Source organism: Myxococcus sp. CA056 (assembly GCF_013336715.1).
GTDB classification, from domain to species: Bacteria; Myxococcota; Myxococcia; order Myxococcales; family Myxococcaceae; genus Myxococcus; species Myxococcus llanfairpwllgwyngyllgogerychwyrndrobwllllantysiliogogogochensis.
In genome coordinates this window covers 232,169-256,685 of record NZ_JABUMT010000013.1, presented here as the reverse complement: position 1 = coordinate 256,685, position 24,517 = coordinate 232,169, and the positions used below count along the sequence as shown (strand labels likewise).

Annotated in this window: 21 protein-coding genes; 6 read left to right on the top strand and 15 right to left on the bottom strand. The window is 66.7% G+C overall.

The features are described 5' to 3' along the window. Positions 1-73 precede the first annotated feature (73 nt). Together HUA76_RS35860 and HUA76_RS35855 are read right to left on the bottom strand one after the other, a co-directional pair. Positions 74-1,024: a hypothetical protein gene (locus HUA76_RS35860; RefSeq protein WP_174463395.1), complete on the bottom strand. Its 951-nt coding sequence runs from the start codon at positions 1,022-1,024 to the stop codon at positions 74-76. After that, positions 1,021-1,359: a PadR family transcriptional regulator gene (locus HUA76_RS35855; RefSeq protein WP_141645209.1), complete on the bottom strand. Its 339-nt coding sequence runs from the start codon at positions 1,357-1,359 to the stop codon at positions 1,021-1,023. Before HUA76_RS35855 ends, HUA76_RS35860 begins: the two co-directional genes overlap by 4 nt. Positions 1,360-1,564: 205 nt before the next feature. Between HUA76_RS35855 and HUA76_RS35850 the strand changes: the two genes are divergently transcribed. Then, positions 1,565-2,338, top strand: a complete 774-nt coding sequence (locus HUA76_RS35850; RefSeq protein WP_174463394.1) for an RICIN domain-containing protein — start codon at positions 1,565-1,567, stop codon at positions 2,336-2,338. Positions 2,339-2,407: 69 nt separating this feature from the next. On the opposite strand, the gene HUA76_RS35845 is transcribed toward HUA76_RS35850, so the two are convergent. Next, on the bottom strand, positions 2,408-2,935 hold the full coding sequence (locus HUA76_RS35845) for a DUF6609 family protein (protein ID WP_217440654.1): 528 nt from the start codon (positions 2,933-2,935) through the stop codon (positions 2,408-2,410). Positions 2,936-3,013: 78 nt separating this feature from the next. Then, a complete protein-coding gene (locus tag HUA76_RS35840; protein WP_174463392.1) occupies positions 3,014-3,910 on the bottom strand; it encodes a type VI secretion system accessory protein TagJ in 897 nt (298 codons plus the stop codon). Positions 3,911-4,197: 287 nt separating this feature from the next. On the opposite strand from HUA76_RS35840, the gene HUA76_RS35835 reads away from it, so the two are divergent. Further along, on the top strand, positions 4,198-4,860 hold the full coding sequence (locus tag HUA76_RS35835; RefSeq protein WP_217440652.1) for an START domain-containing protein: 663 nt from the start codon (positions 4,198-4,200) through the stop codon (positions 4,858-4,860). A 223-nt stretch (positions 4,861-5,083) separates the two neighbouring features. Here HUA76_RS35835 and HUA76_RS35830 read toward each other — a convergent pair whose 3' ends face one another. From HUA76_RS35830 to HUA76_RS45810, 6 genes are all read right to left on the bottom strand, one after another. After that, a complete protein-coding gene (locus tag HUA76_RS35830) occupies positions 5,084-5,707 on the bottom strand; it encodes a hypothetical protein (RefSeq protein ID WP_174463391.1) in 624 nt (207 codons plus the stop codon). 60 nt (positions 5,708-5,767) lie between these two features. Next, positions 5,768-7,345 carry a DUF1501 domain-containing protein gene (locus tag HUA76_RS35825; protein WP_174463390.1) on the bottom strand — a complete coding sequence of 526 codons (1,578 nt, stop codon included), beginning with the start codon at positions 7,343-7,345 and terminating at the stop codon, positions 5,768-5,770. Between the two features lie 12 nt (positions 7,346-7,357). Further along, positions 7,358-8,395, bottom strand: coding sequence for a hypothetical protein (locus tag HUA76_RS35820; RefSeq protein ID WP_174463389.1), 1,038 nt, complete (start codon positions 8,393-8,395; stop codon positions 7,358-7,360). Then, positions 8,395-10,233 carry a DUF1549 domain-containing protein gene (locus HUA76_RS35815; protein WP_174463388.1) on the bottom strand — a complete coding sequence of 613 codons (1,839 nt, stop codon included), beginning with the start codon at positions 10,231-10,233 and terminating at the stop codon, positions 8,395-8,397. Before HUA76_RS35815 ends, HUA76_RS35820 begins: the two co-directional genes overlap by 1 nt. Positions 10,234-10,490: 257 nt before the next feature. Continuing rightward, positions 10,491-12,443: a hypothetical protein gene (locus HUA76_RS35810; protein ID WP_174463387.1), complete on the bottom strand. Its 1,953-nt coding sequence runs from the start codon at positions 12,441-12,443 to the stop codon at positions 10,491-10,493. Positions 12,444-12,464: 21 nt separating this feature from the next. After that, positions 12,465-13,118, bottom strand: coding sequence for a peptidoglycan-binding domain-containing protein (locus tag HUA76_RS45810; protein ID WP_174458053.1), 654 nt, complete (start codon positions 13,116-13,118; stop codon positions 12,465-12,467). 112 nt (positions 13,119-13,230) lie between these two features. Here HUA76_RS45810 and HUA76_RS35800 point away from each other — a divergent pair, with 112 nt between their 5' ends. Together HUA76_RS35800 and HUA76_RS35795 are read left to right on the top strand one after the other, a co-directional pair. Further along, positions 13,231-13,599: a hypothetical protein gene (locus tag HUA76_RS35800; RefSeq protein WP_174463386.1), complete on the top strand. Its 369-nt coding sequence runs from the start codon at positions 13,231-13,233 to the stop codon at positions 13,597-13,599. Then, on the top strand, positions 13,569-14,684 hold the full coding sequence (locus tag HUA76_RS35795; RefSeq protein ID WP_174463385.1) for a hypothetical protein: 1,116 nt from the start codon (positions 13,569-13,571) through the stop codon (positions 14,682-14,684). Before HUA76_RS35800 ends, HUA76_RS35795 begins: the two co-directional genes overlap by 31 nt. A gap of 88 nt (positions 14,685-14,772) precedes the next feature. Here HUA76_RS35795 and HUA76_RS35790 read toward each other — a convergent pair whose 3' ends face one another. Together HUA76_RS35790 and HUA76_RS35785 are read right to left on the bottom strand one after the other, a co-directional pair. Then, positions 14,773-17,667: a hypothetical protein gene (locus tag HUA76_RS35790; protein WP_174463384.1), complete on the bottom strand. Its 2,895-nt coding sequence runs from the start codon at positions 17,665-17,667 to the stop codon at positions 14,773-14,775. A gap of 55 nt (positions 17,668-17,722) precedes the next feature. Continuing rightward, on the bottom strand, positions 17,723-18,973 hold the full coding sequence (locus HUA76_RS35785; RefSeq protein ID WP_174463383.1) for a Tat pathway signal protein: 1,251 nt from the start codon (positions 18,971-18,973) through the stop codon (positions 17,723-17,725). A 536-nt stretch (positions 18,974-19,509) separates the two neighbouring features. Here HUA76_RS35785 and HUA76_RS35780 point away from each other — a divergent pair. Beyond that, positions 19,510-21,330, top strand: a complete 1,821-nt coding sequence (locus HUA76_RS35780) for a hypothetical protein (protein WP_174463382.1) — start codon at positions 19,510-19,512, stop codon at positions 21,328-21,330. A gap of 25 nt (positions 21,331-21,355) precedes the next feature. Here HUA76_RS35780 and HUA76_RS35775 read toward each other — a convergent pair whose 3' ends face one another. Beyond that, positions 21,356-21,688, bottom strand: a complete 333-nt coding sequence (locus HUA76_RS35775; RefSeq protein ID WP_141645212.1) for a MazG nucleotide pyrophosphohydrolase domain-containing protein — start codon at positions 21,686-21,688, stop codon at positions 21,356-21,358. Positions 21,689-21,859: 171 nt separating this feature from the next. On the opposite strand from HUA76_RS35775, the gene HUA76_RS35770 reads away from it, so the two are divergent. Next, on the top strand, positions 21,860-22,393 hold the full coding sequence (locus HUA76_RS35770) for a hypothetical protein (protein ID WP_174463381.1): 534 nt from the start codon (positions 21,860-21,862) through the stop codon (positions 22,391-22,393). 146 nt (positions 22,394-22,539) lie between these two features. Here the strand turns inward: HUA76_RS35770 and HUA76_RS35765 are convergent, their stop codons facing one another. Further along, positions 22,540-23,337, bottom strand: coding sequence for a zinc-dependent metalloprotease (locus HUA76_RS35765; RefSeq protein ID WP_254614693.1), 798 nt, complete (start codon positions 23,335-23,337; stop codon positions 22,540-22,542). A gap of 351 nt (positions 23,338-23,688) precedes the next feature. After that, on the bottom strand, positions 23,689-24,369 hold the full coding sequence (locus HUA76_RS35760) for a DUF2490 domain-containing protein (protein ID WP_254614692.1): 681 nt from the start codon (positions 24,367-24,369) through the stop codon (positions 23,689-23,691). Positions 24,370-24,517: the final 148 nt, after the last annotated feature.

The following is a 24,517-nucleotide window of genomic DNA, read 5'->3' as shown; positions in this document are numbered from 1 at the left end:
GCGCGCGGCGATGCGCAGCCTATGCGCCATGACAGACGTTGTAGATTCAGGGTCATTTCCACCCTGCACGTCGTCATCCATGCATGCCGCGGAGGGATGGAGCAGGGCGAACGGTCCGGAACATCCGGATGCCGTAGTGGAGCAGCACGGAGGCGATGATGAGGACCAGGCAGAACCGGACCGTCCGGTCGCTCACCTCCGTGCGGAAGACCGGGCCATCCAGGACGGTCCATGCCATCACCGCGCACGTGAGCAAACTTAGTCCCGTCTCAAGGCGCCGCATGCCCGTGGACCACCGCCCGCTCACGATGACGGCGAGCCACATGGGGACATTGATCAGGAGGAGCACGAGCAACCAGGGCGCCTGGCGCTGACGGAAACCGTCGGCGTAGGTGAGCGCCTCGTACGCCGCGGGAGCTGCCCGGCCCCCGAAGCAGATGTCCAGCACCCAGGTCGGCTCGAGGAGCACGAACACTCCGCTCAGGACGCCGACGATGCCCAGGACCATGGCCGCGCGGCCTCCCTGGATTCGATCCTCCGCACGCGGCTTCCACTTCGACGTGTCAGGCCACCGGCGGCGGACCCAGGCAGCGCCGCCGTAGCCCACGACCAGCAATCCAGGCCACCACAAGGACCCCACCACCGTGTGCACCCACCACTGACCGAGCGCCTGGGGCACGTCCCTCCCAGTCTGGAGGGGCTGCCACAGGTGCGTCAGCAGGCCGGCGCACCAGATGAGGGCCAGTCCGATGACGGTCGCCCGCAGGAAGCCGCGCGCATCCGCTGGGTCGATGATGGTCAGCGGGGGGCGGTAGCGCGCCGCCACGACCTCCGGATGGCCGAAGGAATGCAGCAGCTCCGTGGCCATGGCCGCATCGGCGTCGCGTCCATCCGCCAGGGCCCGGGCCTGAAGCTCCTCGGTGAGCAATGCACGCAGTTCGAACGCCACATCGTCGCGTTGCTTGCGTGGCAATCGCACGGCGACATCGGTGATGTAGGACTCAAGCACGTCATTCGCGTTCATTGCCCCTCCTCCAGGAGTTTCTCCATGGCGTCATTCATGCCCTGCCAGGCGTCGGTGAGCTTCTTGAGCAGCTTCCGGCCGTCCGCGTTCAGCGCGTAGTAGCGCCGCGGTGGCCCGTCTTCGATCCTCCACTCGCTCTGCAGGACACCCTGCGTCTCCAGGCGCCGCAGCAAGGGGTACAGCGTGCCCTCTTCAATCGGCATTCCCTTGTCCGCCAATGCCTGTCGCAGCTCGTACCCGTAGCGAGGTGCTCTCAGCTGCGACAGGGTGGCCAACACCACCACTCCACGGCGCAGCTCGAGTTCCAGCTTGCTGAACGACTCCGCCTGACCCATGTGGAACACAGTACTGTGCGGCGCACAGTACCGCAAGGGCACCAGTCCCCGTGGGAGCTGGCGACCTCGTGAGGAAGGGTGCCGAGGGCACGTACCTCCCGGCCAGGTGAATGAAGTTCCCGGGCCTCCGTCATGAAGGACACAGGGCGAGCGGGCGGCGAGAGCGGCCCCTCCGCTGGAGACCTCAAAAACAAGGAGAAGTCCCATGTTGGCGGTTCGGAGTGGCTCCGAGGGTGTTCGTGCGAGTGAAAACCGGTCGTCCGCGAAGGGGAGGGGATGGGCGGCGCTCGCGTTGCTGCTCCTGCCTCTGACGGCGGCGGCGGGGCCTGGGCCGGACTACCGCAGGGACGAGTCGCGCAACCACCCCGGGCCCAACCGCTGCCACGATGCCTCCCAGTGCGATGGCGCACGCACGTGCAGTTCCGCGGGCTGGTGCCAGGGCGAGGCGCGCCCCGCGCCGCCCCCGCCGCCGCCCGGGCGTTCGGTCCGAGACCACGACGGACAGGACTGGGACCATGGCCGGGGAGAGGGGCGTCCCCAGCGCAGCACCTTCATCCGCAGCAAGCTCGCGGGGCTCGTCATCGACATCGCGGGCAACAACCGCTCGCCCGGCGCGGGGCTCATCGCCCACCGGGCCAAGTCCAACCGTGAGGGCAATGACAACCAGAAGTGGGAGCTGGTGCCCACGCGCGGCGGCTACCTCATCCGCAGCCGGCTCAACGGACTCGTGCTCGACGTGGAGGGCGCCAACAAGGCCTCGGGAACACGCGTGGTCACCTGGGAGGCCCACGGACAGCCCCATCAGGTGTGGCAGCTGGTGCCCGGTCGTGTCCGCGGCACCTACTACATCCAGAGTCAGCTCAACGGCCACGTGCTCGACATCGAGGGTGGCAGGGCGGATGGCTCGGGGCGGCTCATCACCTACCCCATGAAGCGCGACAGGGCGGCGGACAACCAGCTCTGGTACCTGGACATCTGACCCGGCTCAGCCCCGGGTGCTTCGTCGAGTCACCTGGGGCGCCCCGACACATCGTGCCTGTCGTCTGGATCAAACGAATCTGTAACTGACCGCGACCATCAGCGCGCCCGCGCCGATTTTGAGCATCCCGTCGATCGCCCAGGACACGCGGAGGTCGACGGTGGTCGCGCGAAGCCCGATCCAGGCGTTCATCATGCAGAGGACCGCGAGCAAGGCGCAGATGGGACCGTGGCTGGGTCCGAGGATGAGGAAGTGGGCGCCGACGACGAAGAGCAGCCACATCCAGAAGGGACGTGACTCGGTGTCGGGGAACTTCTGTGCGACGACGCTGACGAGGTAGACCTCGACGAGCATGGCGATGCCGAGCACTCCCCACTGCCAGATGGGCGTGCGCACACCCTCGTCGAAGATGAGCCGGGTGGCACCACCGACGGCCATGATCAGGATGCCAATGGCCGCGCCCGCGAGGAGCCCGCCGAAAGGCCATCTGCCGCGACCGAAGGACCCGACGAGGATGCCGAGCCCGATGGCGACAAGGAATGCGCCGCCGCCGCGCATGAGCGGGAACAACTCAGGCATGTTCGTGAAGAGGTCCACGAGGTCGAGCCTGACAGCCTTGCGTTGGCATGGGAAGACCCGTCATTGACAGGCATTCGCCCGCACCGAGGTCCCGACTCAGCCGAAGAGTTTCGACCAGAAGGATTTCTTCGCCTGGGGTTGCGGCTTTCCGCTCATGGGCCTGCTCGCATCATCGAAGTCGATCCTTGCCACCTGGAGGAGCCCGACCATCCCCATGCCGCCATCCTCATGTGTCAGCTTGAAGTCTCGCTGGCCGAACGCAACGGCATACCCATGAGGCTCATGATGCCACGCGGTCATTTCCCCCAGGCGGACGGGAGCGCCTTCATGCAGGCCTGACCCCGGGTACAGCGAAGGCACGCGGGTCTCGACCTCGCGGCCGTCGAGCGTCTGGAACTGGGCCGGCAGCCAGACGACATCCATCGAGCTTTGCGGCTTTTCGAATTGGATGGAGCGAAGCTCGCTGAAGGGCACGTCCAGCACGGTGCCACCCTGGAAGCAGGGCAGGTGCGGCCCCGTCAGCTCATCCGAGTCGGTCAAATCGGAGAAGCGCACCCGGACGCCATTGGTCCGCGTCAGCATTCCGGAGGTCTTGGGGGCCGAGCGCGCGCCCTCTTCCAGGGCACGGGCCGCGTCGGAGAACTCGCCCTTCGCATGGCTCACCGCCGCCTGGAGGTAGGCACGTGAGAAGGGCTGTGGTGCCTGCAGCGCCCCGCGCTCCTTGGCCCGCACGGCGTCCTTCCTTCGCAGCGAGTGCAGGCGTTCGAGCTCGGCACAGTGGTGGAGGAAGGTCACCCCTTCGGAGACTTCAGGCTCCAGCTTCTCCAACTCCTCGAGCGCGCGCAGGGCCCCGTCATAGTCCTCCAGGCGCACCCTCACGTTGAACGCCATCAGCAGCCGCTCGCCCGAGGGGGCCTTCGACAACTCCGCGTCAATCAACTGGAGTGCTTCCTGGAAGGAACCCTCCGCGAGGTGTTGCTCAATCTGCTTCATGGCACGTGCCCCCAAGTGCCGCGCGGCGACCCTCGCGCGTCCTCGTGACTCTAAATCGGTTCGGATGGGATGGGTTGGGTTGGCGCCTCCACTCGGAGGAATTCGAGCGCTGTCGAGGGCCGCGGGGCCTCGTGGCTGCTCGCATGGCGCTGCCGAGCCGTCATGACTGGCAGCTTGGAGGCTGCCCTGCCCCCTGACCGGGTGTGCCTCCGCGAATTCGCCGGGGCTCTCGTGTGTCGGAAGCGGACGTGAAGACGCACCGGGCCCGAGTCGCCCAGGAAGAACGCATGAAGATGCTGTGGGGTGGAGCGGCACTTGCCGCCTGTGCGCTGGGGTTCGCCGCGGGGACGTCCCAGGCGGCGGAGGGCTGGAGCACGGTGGCGGAGAAGCCATACGTGGTGAAGGTCCGGGCTCGGCCGGGGACTCAGGCCAAGGACGTCTGGGCGGAGGGCGAGCTGGCCGCGAGCGCCGCGGACGTACAGGCGGTGTTGCGGGATGTGGACGCCTACCGGCACTGGATGCCGTACGTGAAGGAGTCCCGCCTCTTGAAGGAGCTGCCGGACGAGGGGCAGCTCACCTACACGAGGCTGGACCTGCCGGTGGTGTCCGCGCGGGACTACATCAGCAACGTGGTGCTGGAGTCCAAGCTGGTGGAGGACGGCTCGGGCGTGTTCGCGCAGAGGTGGCAGGCGGAGCCGGACGCCATTCCCCAGCGGCGTGGCACGGTGCGCATCCGGCTCAATGAAGGAAGCTGGCGCGTGGAGCCTCGTGGCGAGGACAAGTCCCATGCCGTGTATCGCTTCACCGTGGACCCGGCCGGCTCCATCCCTGGCTTCCTGGCGCGCATGGGCCAGAAGGACGCGGTGGAGGACACGTTCCGCGCGGTGGAGAAGCGGGCGCGGCAGCACGCCGAGTCGCGCCAGCAGGAAAGCAACGCCCACCGCGATTGACGTACGGCTTGTTGAGTGGGGCGATGAAGCGCGCCCTGGACCTTGCGCGTTCCGCGCTCGCAGGCATCGAGCGCCCTGACACTGGGACGAGGCGCAGTGAGAGAGTCCCTGCTTCGGTGGACACTGACGAAGAGGCGGATACGGTGTCCGTCGAGGGCTTCTACAACCGGCAACGTATTCACCCTGACGAGAAAGTGGAGATGGGGGCGGAGCCGTCGCCGGGTCAAAGGCCTTCAGGCATCAAGCCGTGCTGAGCCACGACCTCACGAATTCGCGCCTCATCCTTCAGGACGATGCGGTAGAGCGCCCGGTAGTGGTCGTTCGCCCAGAAGTCGAACACGCTCCTCGCTGCTTCCTTCCCGGTGACGCGCTGGAGGGCGGCGTACTCCAGGTAATTGACGAGGACGTGGAGATAGGACGACTCCACCTCCTCGGCTCCCTCGGGGAAGCCTGTCGGGAGGGTCGGATACAGCGAGTGCAGGGTGGCCATCGCCCGCTCGGTCTTCGTTTTGTTCGCGTCGAGGAACCAGTGCATCTGCTCGTGCACGAAGGTCGAGAGCAGATGCATGTCATTGCCGAGGTGTCGCGCGTGAAGCGTCAACACGGGGTGGCTGTGCGGAATGGACCTCTCATCGATTCGAACCGCGGTCGTATAAATCCACGGGTCGACCTCGAACCTCTCCATCAAGCGGCGGAGTTGCTCGCGTGTCTTCTGCTCAGGCACGGAGTCGTTTGCCAGGATGATTTCAAGTCGAGGGGAAGCCGTGCGCCTTTCTGAAGGGGCAACCGAGGGCGAGGTCTGACATGCAAGGGTGAGGCTCACTGACAGCATCAGAAGCGCGCGCATGAGTGCGCCCTAGCATACGCCTTGATGGCGCATCGAGGGGATGACGCGGCAGGCCAGCCGCTACCCCTTCCGGAGTCCCACGACCTCGCCGTAGCCACCGGGGATGAAGAACTCGTTCGGCTCCATGCCCATGATGCGCAGCGCGGTGGTGACGACGTCCGCGGACCGGGGGACGCGCTTCTGGGTCTGCCCCGTCTCCTCGATGATGTCCACCGGGACGCCGAGCCCGCGCGTCGTGTACGTGCCCACCTGCCGGTTCGCGGCCACGTTTCCCCCCGCGAAGAAGACCGAGGTGTAGGGGTGGTGGTCATCCGGCAGGTTGTAGCTGCCGTCATTCGCGCGGGAAGCCCAGCTCCGGCCGAACTCGCTCATCACCAACACCAGGGTGTCATCGAGCAGCGTCTTGCCCGGCTTGCCCGGAGCGGGCGTGGCCTTCATCTCGCCCAGGAAGCGCGCGACACAATCCATCAGCCCGCGACCATGCGCGCAACTGAAGGCATGGCCCGCGCCGCTGTGCGTGTCGAAGTCCATGCGCAGCGAGACATGCACTGACGTGCACAGGTCCGACTTGAGCAACCGCAGCGCCATGTCCATGCGCGGGTCCAACCCGGTGAGGTGGAAGTTCGCGTTGCCGAACGTGTAGGTGAACGTCTCGTTCAGGTAGCTCGACAGGTACGCGGGCCGGTTCGTCTTCAGCGTGTCGATGCCCTTGGTGCCCTCCAGCAGGGACACCACGTCCGTCGCCAGCACGCGGGAGACGGACGACAGCGAGCCATGCAGGCCCTCCAGGTAGTTGTCCACCTTCGCCGTCGAGCGGCCCAGGAGCGGCTGCGCACGCGCCAGGGAGTAGCGCTCCACCGTCGTCGTCTTCAGTTGGGCCCCGGTGGGCGTGCCCCGTGCATCCAGCTCCGCGCCCTCGGTGCGCGCCTCCAGCCCCGACCACCAGGCGTTGTCCGCGGCCTTTCCGGAGAGCATCGGCTTGAGCGCATCGATGGACGGCACACCGACCGGCGAGGCGTGCGAGGGCAACCCCATGCCAGAGGGAACGCCCCGGTCTCCAGCGACCACCACGAACGGCAGCGGCCGGGTCTCCCGGTGCCGCGCATACAGGTGGTTCGCGATGACCGAGTGCATCGCCGGCGCCCGATAGTCCGCGCCCGCGACGCCGCACATCGCGGAGATAAAGGCGCTCGCATGGTCATTGGTCCCCTGGTCGATGCCATGCAGCACGCTCAACTGCTCATGCAGCGCGAAGTGCTGGTAGCCGTACATGAGCGGGCTGAAGGTACCGCGCGCCGCCGGGTCCTGCGGATTCCAGGACTGCCACGTCCGCAACGGCTTGTACGCGCCGTTGGCGGGCGCCAGGTTCACCACCTTGCTCGCGTCGTAGAAGACCGGCTCGCTGCTGAAGTTGGAGGACCCCGGGACGCAGAGCGGAATCTCCGAATCCTCCATCGGCGTGAAGCAATACGCCGGACGGAAGCCGCCCGGGACGTAGAGCACCACCAGTCGTGAAGGGACGTCGGCGTCCGCGGCGTGCGCGAGGCCAGCGCCGAGGAGCCCCGCGCGGTCGAGGAGGGCGAACTGACCGGCTCCGAGGGCCCACTTGAGCAACGTGCGTCGAGAAGTGTTCGGCATGGCGTCCTCGGCTCAGTAGGTGATCCACAGCGGGTGACGGATGAGCGCCGCGCACGTGCCAACCCAGGCCAGGCGCGCGCTCTGCGCTTCGAGCGGGAGGTAGACCTGCTCATACAGCGCCTTCAGCTCCGCGTCGTCGGGCGGCTGGCCCAGCATGCGCAGATAGAGGTTGCGCAGGTTCTTCTGCACCGCGTCCGGGTTCTTCGTGGACGTGTCCGCGAGCGTCACGAAGCGCAGCACCGCCTTGTTGTTGGGCTTGTCCACCGCGCGCCCACACCAGGCCTGGGACACCTGGACCAGGGCCTGTCCGGCGGAGGGGCCGAAGGTCGTGTCCTTCTTGCGGTACGCCAGGGAGTTGCCGCCTCCGAGCGCCTCGAACCGCTCGACGGTGCGCAGGTCGGAGACGTACTCGCCCGAGATGCCGGGAGACCAGTCACCAGGCCAGATGAAGAACTTGCCCCAGTTCACGACGTACGCCCGGTTGCGCCAGTCGGGGTTGCTCGTGCTGACGAAGTCCTCGAGCGTGAGCCCGAGCTGGTCCATCAGGGTCACCACCATCTCCTCGGCGGACAGCCGGCGGACGCGGAACTCCTCGGGTGACGGCGTCTCCAACTGCGCGGGGGGCGCCTTCAGGTCGCGAATCCACGCCTCCACCTGGGAGATGGTCATCGTGACGCGGCCGTTGGCGACGAGCTGCTCGTAGGGCTGGCCCGGAGGCATCTGGGCGTAGCTGCCAGGGGCGGTGCCCTTGAGCATCTGGACCAGGACGCTGCCCTCCGGGTCTCCGCGCTTCACGAACCGCTCGTTGTAGACGAGCCCGCTCTCGAACGCGGCGAGCGAGGCGAAGAAGGGCTTGTTGCCGTTGACGTGGCAGCCCTCACACGCGGGAGCGAGCGCGAGGCGGACCGCGTCGTTGTCGCTCGACGCCGCGCAGGTGTCGCCCCCGTCCGGCGTGCCATCGCCCCCCTGCGGGTGCGAGACATCCCCGAAACAAGCCCCCAGGCCGAACGCGAGCGCGACGGCCCCCAGCAACGAACGCAGTGTGCCCATCACAGGCCCCTCCGCAGCTCGGACTGTTCGAAGAGATGGCGGATGAAGGGCCGCAGCTTGCGCTCCCCCGCGACGAACTCCCGCGCGAGCTTGTCGATGAAGCCCTTCTCCGTGGCCGGATTCAGCTCCCGGCCAATGAACATCGCGTAGAGCTTGCGCGCCGCGCAGCGGTCGAACTCACCGGAGCGCACCAACAGCTTGCCGAAGCCCAACGGGCCCATGGTCCCATCGCCATGTTCGCCCAGCAGCGTGTACGACTCCGGCATCGTGTCGAGCAGCACCGCCTCCGGATTCGCCGTGAGCTCCTCCGGAGTGACGGGGGTCAGCACCGTGTTGGGCGCGAAGGCGTTCTTCCAGCGCAGGCCCGGCGCATTGCCGATGTGCGGATACTTCCCGGACAGCCACTCCGCGGTGATGCGCTGGTTGCCGATGCCCCCGATGAAGGGCCACGGAACGTAGTAGCTCGGGAACGGCGTGAAGTCCCAGCGCTTGAACGCGATGGCCGCGGGGTCCAGCGTCTTGTGGCAGTGCAGGCACGTTCCGCCCGTCGCCGGGTCTATCTCCAGCGGCGGGAAGTGCACGTCCGCGGGAGGCGGCGAGAAGTTCTGGCAGGCGAAGATCTCCAGGAAACGCGCGGCCCGGACGCGCTCGCGCGGAAACGACGACATGGACCCCATCATGGTGAGCACCCCGGCGGCGGGCAGGCCCAGGGGCACGTCCTTCGTCTTGCGCGGGTCGAAGCGATAGGTGCGGTCCATGCTGCCGGAGCGGGTTTTGTCGGGGGTGAGCGAGAGGTGGTAGGGCTCCAGCTCCTCCACCACGAACTCCCGCCACGCCTGCGGATCATCCGGCGTCGGGTGCATCGGGTCGCGCGGGGCATTGCCCACGTCCGGCCGCCACCACGTGCTGTTCTGGTCCACCACGTCGCTGCCCATCTGCCGGCCGAAGCGGATGTACAGCGCGCGCAGCCAGTTGGTTCCGACCGAGTAGTTGCCGACGACCAGGTCCGAGAGCGGCCGGTCATGCCACGCCAGGTGCGCGAACAGGCGCGCGGGCTCCTCGTAGGGGTGGCGGCGCTGTCCATTGAGGGTGGAGGTGCTCGCGGAGCCCAGGCCGGCGAGCGGCGAGCACCACATCAGACTCGGTCCGCATCCACAGCCCCGAGGCAGCCCGGGGTCGTAGTAGCCGCCGCTCGCGATGCCACAGTCCCAGGTCTTCCCGGTGGTGGTGTCGACGACCTGCTTGATGTCGGAGCCCGCCTTGCCCAGCACCTGGACCGTGGTGCCTGGCGCCCACCAGGGCTCGACGGTGCGCGCTTCCGGCACGGCGGGGTTCCCGCCACCGTCCTTGTCGGAGCACTGCTGGCCCGGGTCCCCCGAGGCGAACTCGTTCACCGCGTAGAGCGCGCCCGGGTGCAGGGTGTTGTCGGCGCACCGGTGCAGGTGTCCGGACATGTCGCCCTGGTACGCGTCGCCCGTGGCGCCCGTGGTGTAGGCGCCCACGGCGATCCACTCGTGTCCGAAGCGCAGCATCCGCTCATAGAACTTCGGAGAGGCGAGCACCTCGTCGAGCGTCGCGCGGAGCAGCGAGGCCCGCGCCTCGGGCGAGGCCGCGGCCGCCATGGCCTCGTACTGCTCCAGGGTCGGAGTCGTCCCCGTGAGTCCGAGCACGATGCGCCGCAGCAGGCGCGTGTCGCTCAGCTGGTCCTCGGGTGGATCGACCGGCGAGGTCGGCCCGGGTCCACATTGCTGCGCGTGCGCGTCGGGCACGACGAGCCCGGACATCGCGAACAGCACGACCGCGAGGGCCGCGCTCTTCAAGTGCAGGTGCCAGTGCATACATGCGACAATAGCATCAGGCGACGTGACAAGGCACGAGAGGAAATGTCTGTCATTTCGCGAGAATGAGGGGTGGACTCCCCTCCACACCTGACTGTCTTTTGTTCAGACGGCGGCCGTGACTCGAGGCCACGGTGGGGTGGACTCCCCTCTACACCGCCTCGGTGACGGATTCTCCCGGGCGTCCGAGGGCGCCTTCAGGAGCGCCCCATGCCGCGCCGCTCCATCCCTGGCGCCGCCCCCGTGGATGCTCGGCGCTAGCCAACGATTCGGATGAGGGAAATGGCCACGAGCGGGGCGTGGGTGGGCGTGGGTTTGCCCGCCACGTGGTCCCTGACGTGCTGAATCATGGCTTGAATGGCTTGCTTCAATGGATTCGCGCGGGTCTCCACCGTCTTGTTGTAGAGGCTGTTGAGCCGATACCTCACCACCACATCCGTGAAGCGGTTGTAGAGCTCGACGAAGTTGTCGTGGGCTTCTTCCATGAAGTCTTTCACGAAGGTGGAGATGTGCGCCTTCCCGAGCGTGTGGTCCACCCGCTCGACGAAGAAGGAATGCATCTTCAGCCAATGGGCCATGGGGTCGCTGTGCGCCTTCTTCGTGTCCGCGTCCTTGATGCAAAGCGCATAGAACGCCGGGATGTCCACTCGGAGCAGCTTGCTTCCCTGCGTGACGAGCTTGAGGGCCGTGGCGAGGTCCGTGGAGGCGAGCAGTTCCTTGAAGAGGGGGGTGAGCGACTCCGTCACCTTCTGGAGGCAGGCCAGCAGGAGCGGCTCCTCGCTTGCGTCCTCGATGCCCCGGGCGAACTGCTCCTGGTAGTTCTCCACCTCCTCCTTGAGGAAGCCATGCCGCATCACGGCCTCTTGGGTCTTGAAGGCCTTGGCGCGGTGGTGGACCTCCTTCCATGCCGCCTCGTAGTCCTCGATGAGCGTGTTCAACTCGCCGTGCAGCGCCACCCGCATGGCGCTCTGGTCCGCCTTCTCCTCGGTTCCCACGGTCCAGCGGTCCTTGCAGTAGTGCGCGACGATCTGGCGGTAGTCCTGCGTCTGTCCTTCGAGCGTCGTGGACAGGCTCGCCGGAAGCCGAGGCGCCAGGCTGTGGGTGGCGCCGATGTTCGCGCTCCCTCCCGAGGCTTGCGTCGTGGCTTGCAGGGTCACCGCGGCGCGCACGCGCTCGAACTCCTGGATGCTCCAGGTGACGATGGCATCCAGGGAGAGCGCCGTGTACTCAGCCCAGGGCTGGATGCTCGCGACGAGCCTGCCGAAGGCCAGCACGGCCTCCTTGCTGGCCTTGTTGCTCCCGGCGGCCGTCGCGGCCTGCGCGAGCACGTTGGCGAGCGGGTCTGAGCGAGGAACCAGGGTGTCCTTCTGCTTGTCGCACAGGGCTCCGAACTGGACGAACTGCTGGAGTGCCGGCAGGTCGCCGAGGATGGGTATCAGGAGCAGGTGCAGGCTCAGGAGGTGCCGGGCGCGCGCCTCGACGAGCGCCGGCCGATTCAATCCCAGGACCTCGATGGTCTTGGCCGTGCGACCGTAGGCGAGCGCCTTGTCGCCCTGGAGCAGATTGATGGTCGGGCTGGGCATGGCCTGCCCGTTGCGAACATCGAAGCGGATGAGGACGCGCGGTTCGTCGACTCCAGGGTCGATGAGGATGGCCTGCTCGAGGAGGTTGGGATTCGCGGGGCTCTGTCGCTTCTCCGCGACGGTGGGAACCTTCAGGGGGCCCACGCCCAGGTACTGTTGCTCGGCGGCGGTGGCGGTGAGGCTGGGCAAGAGGCCGAAATAGTTCTTCTTGTACTGCTCGTTGCAGACGCCACAGGAGAGGAAGAGGTTGTTCCAATCGAAGGCGCGCCAGAAATACGCGTCGGCGATGGTCGCCATCTTGCCTGTCTTGTCGAAGAAGGTGACGCCCTTCTTGGGACGGAAGTGCTCCACGTCGCCGTAGTGGCTGTGGATGATGCGCGTCTCGCAATACGCGCACTTCCCGTAGTGACAGGCGACGAGCTGGGCCTTGACCTCATTGGGCGCATAGCTCTTCGAGCTGATCTCCAGTTTCGCGAGGTACTCCTCCTGGTTCTTCGCGATCTGGCTCGCGGAGAGTCCGGTGCTCGCGAACTGATTGTATTCGAGCAGCCACGCGGCGGCCTGCTTCGCGGTCTCCACCAGCTTCGCGGGTGGGGGGCCCTTCTGGGCCGCTGAGATTTGAATCATGGAGAGGGTCTCGGTGGGGGCTCAGCGCCCGTGGCGCGCGAGGAGTGTCTCGCGGGTGCGTGCGTCCAGCTCACCCGTGGTGGGAAGTCCCTGCTGCTCCTGGAAGCGGCGCAGCGCTCCCTCCAGCACGTCCGCGGGAGGGTTGTCGATGGGGCCGTCATGAAGGCCCAGGTTGCGCAGGCGGGTGAGCGTCCCATGGGGAGTCTCCACGGGCGCGAGCATCCTCAGGTCCAGCTCGTAGGTGAGCAGGAAGGGCTCCTCGCCCAGGTATACCGTGGCGCGGGGCGCATCAGGGCGGATGAAACACTCCACGAGCCCCCGGTCCGTGGTCTTTCCCTGGAGCTCCTTTCCCTCCACCACGACGGTGAAGGGCGTGCGAGGCATCGGTTGGCCAAAGACAAGGGGAAGAAATCGCAGCACCGAGGGCACGCCCCGGCGGGTGAACTTGTGCACGGCCCCGGTCCTGACGGTGACCTTCTTCTCGCGGAACGGAGGGATGTAGAGCACGTCTCCCGCCGCGAGCGCGTTGGGGTCACGCCCCTCCTTCCGGAGGGGCTCGTTCTCGGCGTGATTCCAGAGCGTCCTGCCCACGTGCCCGGATTCGTAGGCAATGCTTTCGACGCTCTCCCCCTCGCGCACGGTGTGGTGCGTGCCCGGATTCAATCGGTTCACCATGAATCATCCAGATTGCACGTGACGTGCCTTGCACGGGCATGTCCCCAGAGGCTCGCGGCGAGGAGGGCCGGCCTCCCTGAGGAGGCCCGGTGTGCGTGCGTGGGAGACGCGCATGCGTTTCGAGAGGACGCGCTCCATCCAGAAGGACTGGAACCGTCCACGCGGCTTCGGCGTCAAACACCGCCCCACGTATCCCGCCCCCGCCATGCGCCCAATCCTGCTCCTGTTGCTGATGCTCTCCGCTTGCGCGACCTCGCCCTCGACCTCGGCCGGGAAGAAGGCCGCCGCGGCTGTCGCGGAGCCCCCCTCGTCCGCTCCGAGCGGCCCGTTTGGAACGGCGCATCGCTTCGGGAGGTGGCTGATGGGATGTCAGGCCCGCGAGGATACGAATGGAGACGGGGCAATCGTGGCGCTCGACAAGAAGGGCCGGGCCCTGCAACGGAGCGCGCCATGTGGCCTCAGGTCCTGCTGGTACTGCTGAGCACGTCGCCGTCCGAGGGGCCCGATATCGGAGAGGTCTCCTCCTTCTCCGACGTCACCGAGGGGTGGCAGGTGGACCCCGCCCTCGACCTGTCCGAGGCGATTCTCCGAGGACCCCAGGCGCCCGTCTTCAGCACCGCGGATGGCGGCGTCTGCGTGGACATCGGGAGATGGTCGGGTACCCACGGGAACCAGAACTGGGTCTGGGTCCATTGTCCCGTGCCCCCCGATGCGGGAGGGGCCTCCCGTCCCTGCCAGAAGCTCATCTCCAGCGTGACGGACCTGTCCGTGCTCGGTGAGTTTTGCCCGAAGGCCGCCGTCGCCTTCGCGGAGCTGGAGCTGGCGAGCTGCGGCCTGGGGGACTTCGAGCGCCTCCTGCGTCGCTCCTCGTCGATGAAGGTCCGCGTGCCGAAGACGAAGGACAAAGCCATCCAGGCGCTTCGGCGAATGGCCAGGTACGACCGAGGGGTGTTCCAGTCGGAGACTCTCGGGTGCGCGGAGACAGTCACCTCGCCTGACGGACGCCTGCGGTCCTGGACCCTGCGGCGCGCCACGCGAGGCCTGAAGGACGAACTGGAGAGAGGCCGCGCGTACCTCCAATGGCTCACACCCGAGGGGAAGTTCGGGGTCGCTCTCGACAGGTCGCTGGAGGAGCTCCAGCTCGACGCCATCCTGGACGGACTCACCCCGATTCCCGGCAACCCCCAGGAGTATCTGCTGACGGGCTACAGCCTCCTGGGTTTCGACTATCTGCGCTTCGCGGAGGTCATCACGCTGGCGGAGGGGCGCCCGAGGCTTGCGAAGGGCCGGTTCCTCGTGGAGGGACAGAAGGAGGACGTGCTCATCGTCACCGGAGGTGTTCCAGAGACGGGCAAGCCTCGGCACAGCCCGGTCTACAACCACTTCCTCCGGTTGAAGGGCGCGCAGCTGTGGGCAGAGCCCATCCCGGGGAGCACGTGTTGCAGCCGCGTGCGGAAGCCCTTCGTGCTGGGGGAATGGACGGGCGAGGCCTTCGCCATGAAGGAGGGCGGCTGGGCCCGGCTCCTTCGGCTCCGGGGGACTCGGGTGCTTCACCCAGGACGTTGAGACCCGGCCCGCTCGCACGGAGGGCCCCCGGGCCGCGCGGCGGAGCCCCCTTCGAGGCGGCCGCGCGGCCAGAGACGTCGTCCTCGACTCAGAGGAAGTCGCTGCCGCCCTGGTTCAGACCATTCAGGGCCTTCTGGTGCTCCTCGCGGAGCTTGATTGCGGCCGTGCGGGGGTTCGGAGCGGGGAGGGGCAGGGCGTTCCCGGAGTGCACGAGGCACCGCGACAGGTGGACAATCCAGGGGCCGCAGCTGTGCTGTCCCCCAAAGCCACCACCGTGATTGTCATTCTGATAGGGGATGTCGCACCGCTCGACTTCAAGGTCCGGGAACGCGCGCCGCAGGGGACCGAGATTCGGCACGCTGCTCGGGTTGAGCGGGTCGATGTAGAGCACGCGGGCCTGGGCCCTGCCTCCGAACGGTGACGGCGCCGCCTTGATGTAGATCAACCCCCAGTGGTTGCCGTTGACGTTGTAGGGCTGGACGATGATGCGGGGCTCGCGATCTTCGGCCATGCCCTGGAGGGCATCGTCAAACGCGTCGGGCCCCAGGCGACGGAGCTGGTAGGCCCCGAGCCCGGGGCGCACGACCACATTCGGCATGTGCCCGATGTAGTGCTCCATGAGTCGGAGAATCTGGCGATCCGTGTAGTAGTGCTCGTCCTCGATTTTGTCGCCGTTCGAATGGACGTCCGGGTCCTTCTTCTTCTGGGCCTTCGGCGAGGAGGGCTCCGAACTCGACGGCACCGACTCCTTGGCGAGCTGCCGCTCCACCACTCCCACCTTCGCGGCCTCGTCGTCCTGCTGGAGGAGGGTGTCGAGGTTCTCGGTCTGGGACACCTTCACCCGTTTGACCTTGCCCTGGTTGTCGTTGCTCAGGAGCGGCGGAAAGATGCCCAGGCCACTCCCTCCGCCGAAGCCGCTCAAGCCTGTCTTGCCGAAGAGCGGTGTCGACATCAGGCCCGCCAGGAGCAAGGGATTGCCTCCTCTGCCACCGAGCAGCGACGAATAGAGGCCGAGTCGGGGCCCCAGCAACGAGGGCAGCTTGGGCTTGGGCTTCTCAGGGCGCGTCTTGCAACCCCCTTCGCACAGGGGATTGACACAGTGCAGTCCCGAGTAGTCCCACAGGGGCTCCCAATACAACTCGAGCATGTCCTTCACGGCGGACGCGCCCTCCACCAGGTAGTTGAACTCGGAGAGGAAGCCTGGATAGAGATTGTCGGACCCGACGACATACGACTCGTCGTCGACAATCATGATTTTCGCGTGATTGCCCGGCGCGGACGGAACCTTGGGATAGAAGGCGCCGCTGGCCTTCTTGACCGACTCCTGTGCGCTCCCGATGACGCCCTTGACCGGTGGCACCGTGGCGAGCGAGGGTTGTTTCAGGGTCGCCGTCTTTCCCTCCTCCGTGAGCTTGGGCCAGAAATAGGTCTCACCTTCGGTGGTGCTCCCCTCGGGGACCTTGTCCGTGAAATAGAGCGGCGCGATGTGCAGTCGCTCCAACGCACGCTCCCGCACGTCCGCATCTGGCAGCCGGGTGTCGGTGTCCACGGCATGCGTCGCGTAGTACTGGAACAGCTCGAACGTGCGACACGCACCCGAGCCGAACGAATACTGGTCTCCCTCCGCGCCCGCGCCGGCGTCCAGGGGGGAAACCACGACCTGGACGACCAGCTTCTCGTTCTTGAGCAGCGCGTCCATGATCCAGTGGCAGACGACGTGGGAGGACCACTTCTTCTTCCACGCGCTCACCAGGTCCATCTGGGACAACCGGAGGATGCTCTTCGCGCCCTGGATCAACTCCTGCTTCATCAGCTCGGACGCCTTCTCGTAGTCCTCCTCCAGGTTCGAGCCCTTCCAGTACTTGCCGAGCGACAAGACGCGGGTCGCCTTCTTGTACTCACCGAGGCTGGCGTAGGAGCTGTACTTCTTCTCCTTGAACACCGGCAGCTCCAGGTCGGCGAGGGTCTGCAGGTCATCCCTCCGGATGTCGTCCTCGATGAGGTCCTCGTCCAGGTCCTCGTCCGACTCCGACAAGAGCTTCTTGCTGGAGTGGCTGGGAGAGGACTTGAAGTCCTCCACGCTTCCACCATGCAGCTGCGCGAGCGCCTCGAAACGCTCGGTCCGGTAATCAATGGCATCCTGCTCGTTCAGCGGGTCCTTGAGCTCCCAAGGCTTGCCGACGTGGTCATCGCCGTTCTTCCAGACGCCGGCATCGACATCCAGATACTCCTTCGTGAACACATCCGTTTTGCACGCCCACATCTGGTTCAAGTACAGCTGCGACCCCAGGGCCGCCTCACCATGCATGACGACCGACACGTCATGCACCGGCGGATAGCTGGTGAACAGGTCCATGTTGAGGTTGTGTCCCCCCACCAGGGATTCAATGCCATCCACGGCGATGATCTTCGAGTGATTCCACGTCATCTTCGTGAAGTCGTCATCACCCTCCGACACCATCCAGCTCGGCAGCGACTCCGCGAGGCGCGCGAGGAGCCCTGACTGGAGTCCTTCCCGGAGCCGGTAGAACTGGCCCATCCAGATCTCCGGCTTCATCTTCCAGTGGCGCGTCCGCGCCCTCACCAGTCGAATCAGCGCGCCCTGGAAGTCGATGAGCGGGGGCGCCGTGCCGTTCATGAGGAGCATGGGCGTCTGCCCGAAAAGGAACCGGAACTGGGTCCGCTTCGTCCTGCCCATGTCCTCGCTCAGCGCGGCATCCATGGCCCCCAGAATCACCTTGGCCCATTCGGGGTCCGGGCTGTTGAGCGAGGCCACGTCACAGCGGAACTTCGACTTCTGGATGACCTCGACGAGCGCTCGTTCGAACTCCTTCGTGCGCTTCCGGGCCTGGTCCATGATGCCGGGACCAAAGTCGAGCCCCCAGATGCGAGGCGTGTCCATGATTCGCACATAGCTCGCACCGCTCAGGTGATTGAAATAGCGGGGTTCGATCTTGCTTCGCACCGCGTTGATCTGACTCATCTGCTCCGCACTCCTTGCCTGAGCTGTCCCTGCCCCTCGGAAGCCACGACCTGATTCACAGGAACGTCCAGTCCACCCAGCCACCACCGGTCTGCTCGATGGTGCAGGGATAGGCGAGCCTGTAGGGAGGCGTGCCCACCACGTCCTCGAAGTAGTATTTGTTCCAGCCCAGGACGCCATGGATGGAGGACACCCGCCGGACGGACTGCCGTGTCACATAACGAGACGTCCGGGTCTGCCCGCCCGCCATGGCGTCGAAATGAGAATGCGCTGTATGGATTCTCTTTCGCAGTTGCCTGACCGTATCGCGGACCTGGCTTTTCGTGTGGAAGGTCGTTCCCCATCGGGTCAGGTATCCCCGCGCCATCTTGTAGATGAGCCTGGGAACCGCCGCGACGTCGTCGCTGAACTTCTTCGGGTCATACAGGCCATCGGTGGTGCCGATTCCCGCGACGGTGCTGTGGCGCCCTCGGGTCGCGTAGAGCCGATACCCTTCGGGCTTGGGGAGGTCGGAGGCGAGGAGGGGGTCCGCCAACTGGCGGTTGTTGGCGAGCGTCTGCCACGTGCTCCCCAGGCCCCGGCCCTCGATGGCCTCGTGTTCGCGTTGCTGGGTCATCCTCGCATTGGGCCGGGGAATCACCGCGCTGAAGCCCACGTCCAGGTGGTCCCAGGCGTAGACGCCGACGTAGTTGACGACATTGGGAGGCAGCTGGGTCTGGATGCCGTACCACTCGCCGGTGCCCGGAACGGGGTCGATGGCGAAGATGTTGATGGGGATGTTCCGACAGGCCTCGCCCCCATAGGCATACAGGAACCAGGCGGCCATGATGGATTCGACCGCGCCGCGGCTGTGCCCGACGAAGTTGTACTGTTCCGCCCCGCTGGCGGCGGCACGGCTCGCGGCATGCAGTGCGAGCGCCGCATCCGCCCAGCCCGCTATTTGTCCCCCCATGGTCCGCTGGTTGCCTTCCGAGTAGGCCCGCGCGTACTTGCGCAGCTCTTCCGGCGCGCCGGGCAGGGTGGCGTCCAGAGGGTCACACGTGTCCATCTGGTCGTACCAGTCGTTCTCGCCGACACCTCGAACGGTGACGCTCTTCTTCGTGTCCTGGAGGTGGGTGGAGATCTCCGTGTGCAGCCGTACCGGGATGTATCCGGTCCCCTTGTCGAAGATGTCTTTGTGGCTGATGAGGCGCTGGTCGTTCTTGGCGAAGAGGCCGAGAAGCTTGTAGTCCCAATATCGCGTGACTTCGCCCTCGTCTCGCGCGCAGGCGGTTCCACAGAAACACACGGTGTAGACACTCGGCATGCCGGCTTCATCCCAGTTGAATAGGTTCCTTGAGGAGACGCGCGAGCCCAGCCCCCCCGTGAACGGGCCAGCAGGCGGACGTCGCACGTGCCACCTGCCTGCAATCCACATTTCGTGCCGTGGACGCGGCGAGGGCTGATTCGCCCCATTCCATGGGCCCAGGAGGAGGCCCGCCTCGGGCGGTGGACGGACGCGCGCCTCTGGCCGGGGGCCGTGACGGATGCCGGGGCTCGGACCGCGCGCCGACGTGTCCCTTCCGACCCTGGGTGGAGCGGTGGGATCGCAACCCGCGCTCAGGCGCGATGTCGGCACTGCGTTTCATGGGGACGCAGCCGCGTTCCTCCAGGCCGCGCGCGACGCTCGCCTCCCTGGTGTCTCTCCACAGATGGGCACCCGACGGTCAGCGGTGGCGCGTCGTACTGACAGTGGAAGCGCGGGTGCTCACGCACTGTCCGGGTCGTCCCGCCCTCACCGACTCCGTGGGTGGAGGACAGACCCGAGTGGCAGGCTTGGGACTCCAGCGAGAGGAGTGTGTCGTGAAGAGCTTCGAGCCGCGGCGTGACGTGCCCATGGTCGAGCAGGTCACCTCTCGGGACGAGCGGATGGAGGGAGGGGCACATCCCCGGGTGGCTGCCCTGCAAGCGCTCGGGGCGCGCCTCAATCAGGGCCCCCGCGTGGTGGCGCAGGCGAAGCTGGCGGCGAGCCTGGGAGGCCGCTCGCCGAACGCCCCCATCCAGCGCGTGGGCGGCGCGAAGTTCGGGCTCCGTGTGGCGGATGCGGCCCGCGAATCCGCGGGGCACCAGCGGCTCCGCGAAATCCATGCGGCGTACAAAGAGGAGGTCAAGGCTGGCAAGGCCGCCGCCGTCGCCGACTTCGACGGACACGAGGATGAGATTGAAGCCCAGACAGCCTACTCCCATGCGCTGGAGAACGCCGAGCTCACCCCCCAGGGACTGGTGACGCGTCTGGGCGGCGATGAGGACTTCAGCGTGGCGGGAGATGTCATCTCCTACCAGGGCGCTCCATTGGCAAACATCCTCAGGGGGAACGCGGCGTATCTGCTCGCGACTCCGGCCGCGCATGGCGTCGCCAACATCTACAAGAAACACACCCTGGAGGGGCCCAGCGACAGGGACTACGTGCGGGTCCGAGGGCGGATGCTTCGGCGCCAGGCCTGGCGCGGCATCACCCCTCCCGAGCGCAAGGCCCTCAAGGAAGGCCGGGCGCTCACGCCCATGAATCGGGGCCACCTCACGGAAGGGCGACTCGGTTACAACTTCGATGCGAGCACGGGGGCGCCGACGCCGCGGGTCCGGAACGTGGGGGAGGGCAAGGTGAGCGACCTGGAGTGGCTCAACACTCACGCGAACACGCAGTTGGACGAAATCCCCAACGAGCCCCGGTTGCTGTCCTTCCTCCAGACGCGCAAGGGCGTTGGAAAGCTGCTGTCGGCCCGGTCCACGCCTGGAGACATCACCTCCAATCATGGCGTGGGCTTCAGCGGCTATGGCGAGGTGGAAATCGATCTGGCCAGGGTTCCCGTGGCGAACTTCGTCCACCACTACAAGGACGAACCCTTCGATGCGGATGAGCTGGCCGGGCAGGTGGGGAGGAACCACCCATCCGGGCCCCTCAGGTGGGAGACGGACCGCGCCAACGAAACGGTCCTGCGCAACCGGGAGATTGTCCTGAGCGAGATTCCCCGCGCCGCGGTGACGAACCTCACGGATACGCCCGCCCGGCAGGCCTATGAGGCGGAGTTCGCCCTCACCTATACCCGGTACTTCCAGGAGAAGTATCGGGAGGTGGTGTTCGAGGAGACAGAGCTGGATGAGCCCGCTCCCATTCCGGCGCCCGACGCCATTCCCTATATCGAGGACCATTACACGCAGCTGCAGGCGCGGACGGATGGTGCCCACCTCATCAGAGAGGCATCGACTCGCGGGAGCGCGGACGCCGCCGAGCGTGTCGCCTATATCAATGCCTGGCGGAAGTCCTACGTCATCGCCTGGAAGCGGGCCTACGAGGAGGCTGCCTGGGAGTCCGCCGTGTATGACGACGAGGGGAACACCGCCGAAATCGTGGTCCCCGAGCCCCGGTTGCCGGACCATGTGGGCGATGGGCTCGGCGAGGCCGCGGGGCTGTCCGCTGGCGGCGCGGATGGAATTCTCGACGGAGCCGCCGCGACTCGGAGCGGTCCGGCCTCCTCCAGCTCCAGCGAGCAGAAGCAACAGTCGCGTGGGGGCCAGGGGGAAGACGACAGCGATACCGACGAGCCCAAGGTGGTCGACAAGCGGTCCACGCGCAAATCGAAGGGTGGCAAGCGCGAAAAGAAGAAGTCAGTGCGCAAGACTTGAGGGGCCCTGGACCGGGGCGCCTGGCTCAGCTCCAGGTGCGCTGCTGGTTTCGCGCGTTCTTCTCGCGGAAGGCCTGCTCCAGGTCCACACCGACGCGGTTGGCGATGGCCAGCAGGTAGTTGAACACGTCCACCAGCTCCTCGCCGACATGGGCACGGGCCTGTTCGGTGGGCGTGCCGCGTCCCTCGTCATAGAGCTTCTCGTGGCGGCGCACCGCCTTGAACACCTCGCCCACCTCCTCTCCCATGAGGAAGCAGTTGTGGACCAGGTCCAGCTTCAACCAGCCATGCAGGGCCTCCAGCTCGTGGATGTAGTGCTGGTAGTCCTTCATGGAGGCACCCGGGGGCAGTTCAATCATCCCCCCGTCCTCGACCATGACGGGGTGGACGTCAACCGCCGCCACGAGCTCGCGGGCTCGCGGGCCATGACGGCGTCACGAGCCTTGTCCCCTCGATGGAGGTGTGGCCCCAGGGCCGCACGGGCCTGTGCACGTGGCTTGCAATCGGGCTTCCCCAGGAGGCATCGATACGTGATTCAGCGACCTTGGACCTGCATCTGGGCGTCTGTGCTGTCAGTGGCCGTAGGGTGCGCGGAGGCGCCACTGCGCGGCGAGGAGACGCCGTCACGCGTGGAGATCGCGCTCGCGGACGAGGGCTGTGACACGGAGACGAGCACCCGGTGCTTGTGCGTGGGCACGGTCGGCGACGCGGCGCCTCGACTCGAGGAAGTGGGCGTGGACCTGGACGTCCTGCGGAAGGACGGATGGCCGTGCGTGAGGGGTGACTTCGACCAGGACGGAGCGCCGGACTACGCCTTCCCGGGCGAAGGCTACTCGTGCAACCAGTCCGTCCCCGTGCGGGTGCTCTTCACGCGCGGCGGGCACGTGCGGGAGGTCCTGGCGCTGCCGCGCGAGGTGAGCTGCCTTCAGCGCTACGTCCCCCAGGGCGCGCCCATGGGTTCGAGTCAGGGGCTGGTCGACCGGGGCGAGGGCAACGCCACCTGGTTCTACCAGTTCGACGGCAAGGGCTGGCTCGTGACGTCCCAGCGCTCCGAAGAGAACTGATTCGATACACGGGGGCCACACCGCATGAAGCCGCGAACCTCCAGCCCGGACGTGAGTCGCGGACTGGAGGCTCGGGCGGTGAGGGCGGAGCCCTCGAGGAGCACCCCCACGGCGTCAGGATTGAATCCGTGGGGAGCGCGCCAGCACTAGTACAGGGTGGTCAGCGCGGTGCGGTCGGAGGCGGTGAAGTTGCCCGTCTCCGTCGAGCGGAAGCAGGAGTTCATGAGCGAGCCACCCGTGGACGCCGTGGTCGGCGTGCCGGCGATGTGGATGGCGCCGACGCCCGCGGCGCCCTCGTTGCCACCCGAGCCGCAGCTGATGGCGCGGTTGTAGTAGTCAGAGTGACGGAAGCCGACCGTGTGGCCCAGCTCGTGGGTGATGACGTGCTCGTTCACGCCCACGCTGTAGGTGTTGAGGCCGGTGCCGATGTTGATGGTGCCGTAGGGACGGCCGCCGGAGGGGAAGCCCGCGGAGCCGCCCGTGCCGGTCGTGGTCCGCGCGGAGATGGTCGCGCTGCACGTGCCCGTGCTGCCACGCGCCATGGTGAAGCTCAGGCCCAGCGCGTTGTAGTTCGCGATGGCCAGATCCAGGCCCTGGCTCAGCCGCGCGTAGCCGTTGAACGCGGCCGTCGGAACGATGCAGATGCGCGTGATGCTGGAGGCGACCAGGTTGGTCGTGCGGTACTGCTCCGGGCCGGCCTCGACGGGCTGCAGCATCTCGCGGGACGCCTCGAGCGTCACATGGGCGTCGCGGCCCACGTACACGTCGCCATCCGCCACCATGATGTCGTTCGCCGGGAAGCCGGCCTCGACCAGGTTGGCGATGATTTCCTGCTCGTGCTGTGCGTCATCGACCTGCGTGTCGGTGCCGCAGCCAGTCAGCAGCGCGCTACCGGTCATCGCGAGGACAGCAGCTCCCTTGAACATCTTCTGGAACACGGGCATCGGAGATTCCTCGTCCATTCAGACTACGGGGGGACGCGTCATCCGCCTGGTGTCCACCAGCTGCGGCCTGACGCGCTCCGGGCCTTGAGCAATCGATGGGCCAAGCAATCTCGTAGGGTGAGAAACCCGCAAATGGCGTATAACATGGACTACGGGTGCTCCAAGTGTTCCGCTCCAGCGCGTAAAGGGTGTTGACGGCGCTTCGCACAGCTCCGCGTAATTGCTGCGGATTGTGGGGAAATTACGAAGTGTTTCGGAAACACACAGTGATGTCTGTTTATCGGTCATCTGCCCCCTGGGGCAAAGACACCCCAGGCACGGGGACTGGGGGCCGGAGCACCGATCGCCTTGCTACAAGTAGTTGAAGGGCATGGAGACGGAGAGCGCGTGAATGAGTTGATCCGTCTCGGAGGAGGGCCGGCGGATGAAGGCGTTGAGGTAGCCCACCTCCACGGAAGAGTGGTCTGCGTACTTCCAGCCCACGCCGAGGAACGCGCGGTTCGTGTCGAAGCCCGCGCTGGGACCGCCCTCCACCGAGTTGAGATGGTAGAAGACCTCGTCCCAGAGAATCAGTGACAGGCGCCCCTCCGCGGCCACGGGCTGGGCACCGCGGAGCATGACGCGCGCGCGGAGGGAGACCTCCGTCGTCCCGGAGAGGAAGCGCTGCTCGAAGCGCGCCCGGAGCGTCCCTCGCACGGACCCCAGCTTCGGCGTGTAGAGGTACTGCTGATAGAGGCGGCTCTCACCTCGCTGTAGCGCAGGGTCTCCATCCCAGACCCAGAGCGGAATCCAGCCCTGGCCCAGCCACAGGGACATGTCCTGGAACAGCCGCACGCCTCCCGCCGAGCGGAGGATGGCGCGGCCGTCGTCCTTGCTGAAGCGCGGCTGCGCCTCCAGGTAGTAGAGGAAGTGCTCTCCGATGTGGCCCTGTGCCGACACGGTGTACCAGAGCTGGGCTTCCGCCTGGACGGGCCGGGCCTCCACGGTGCGGAAGGGAATGACAAGCATCAGTCCGAGGAGGGACCGCAACATCTGCGAGCGCATGGTGCGGATGCCTAGACCACGACTCGGACACGGGCTCAATCCGGTGAGAGACGCGACTGCGGCTTGTGTGACGAAGCCGCAGCGGTCCTGGCGCGGCGTGGGCCTTGTCTCCCGGAGGCGCCACGTTCCGGCAGCG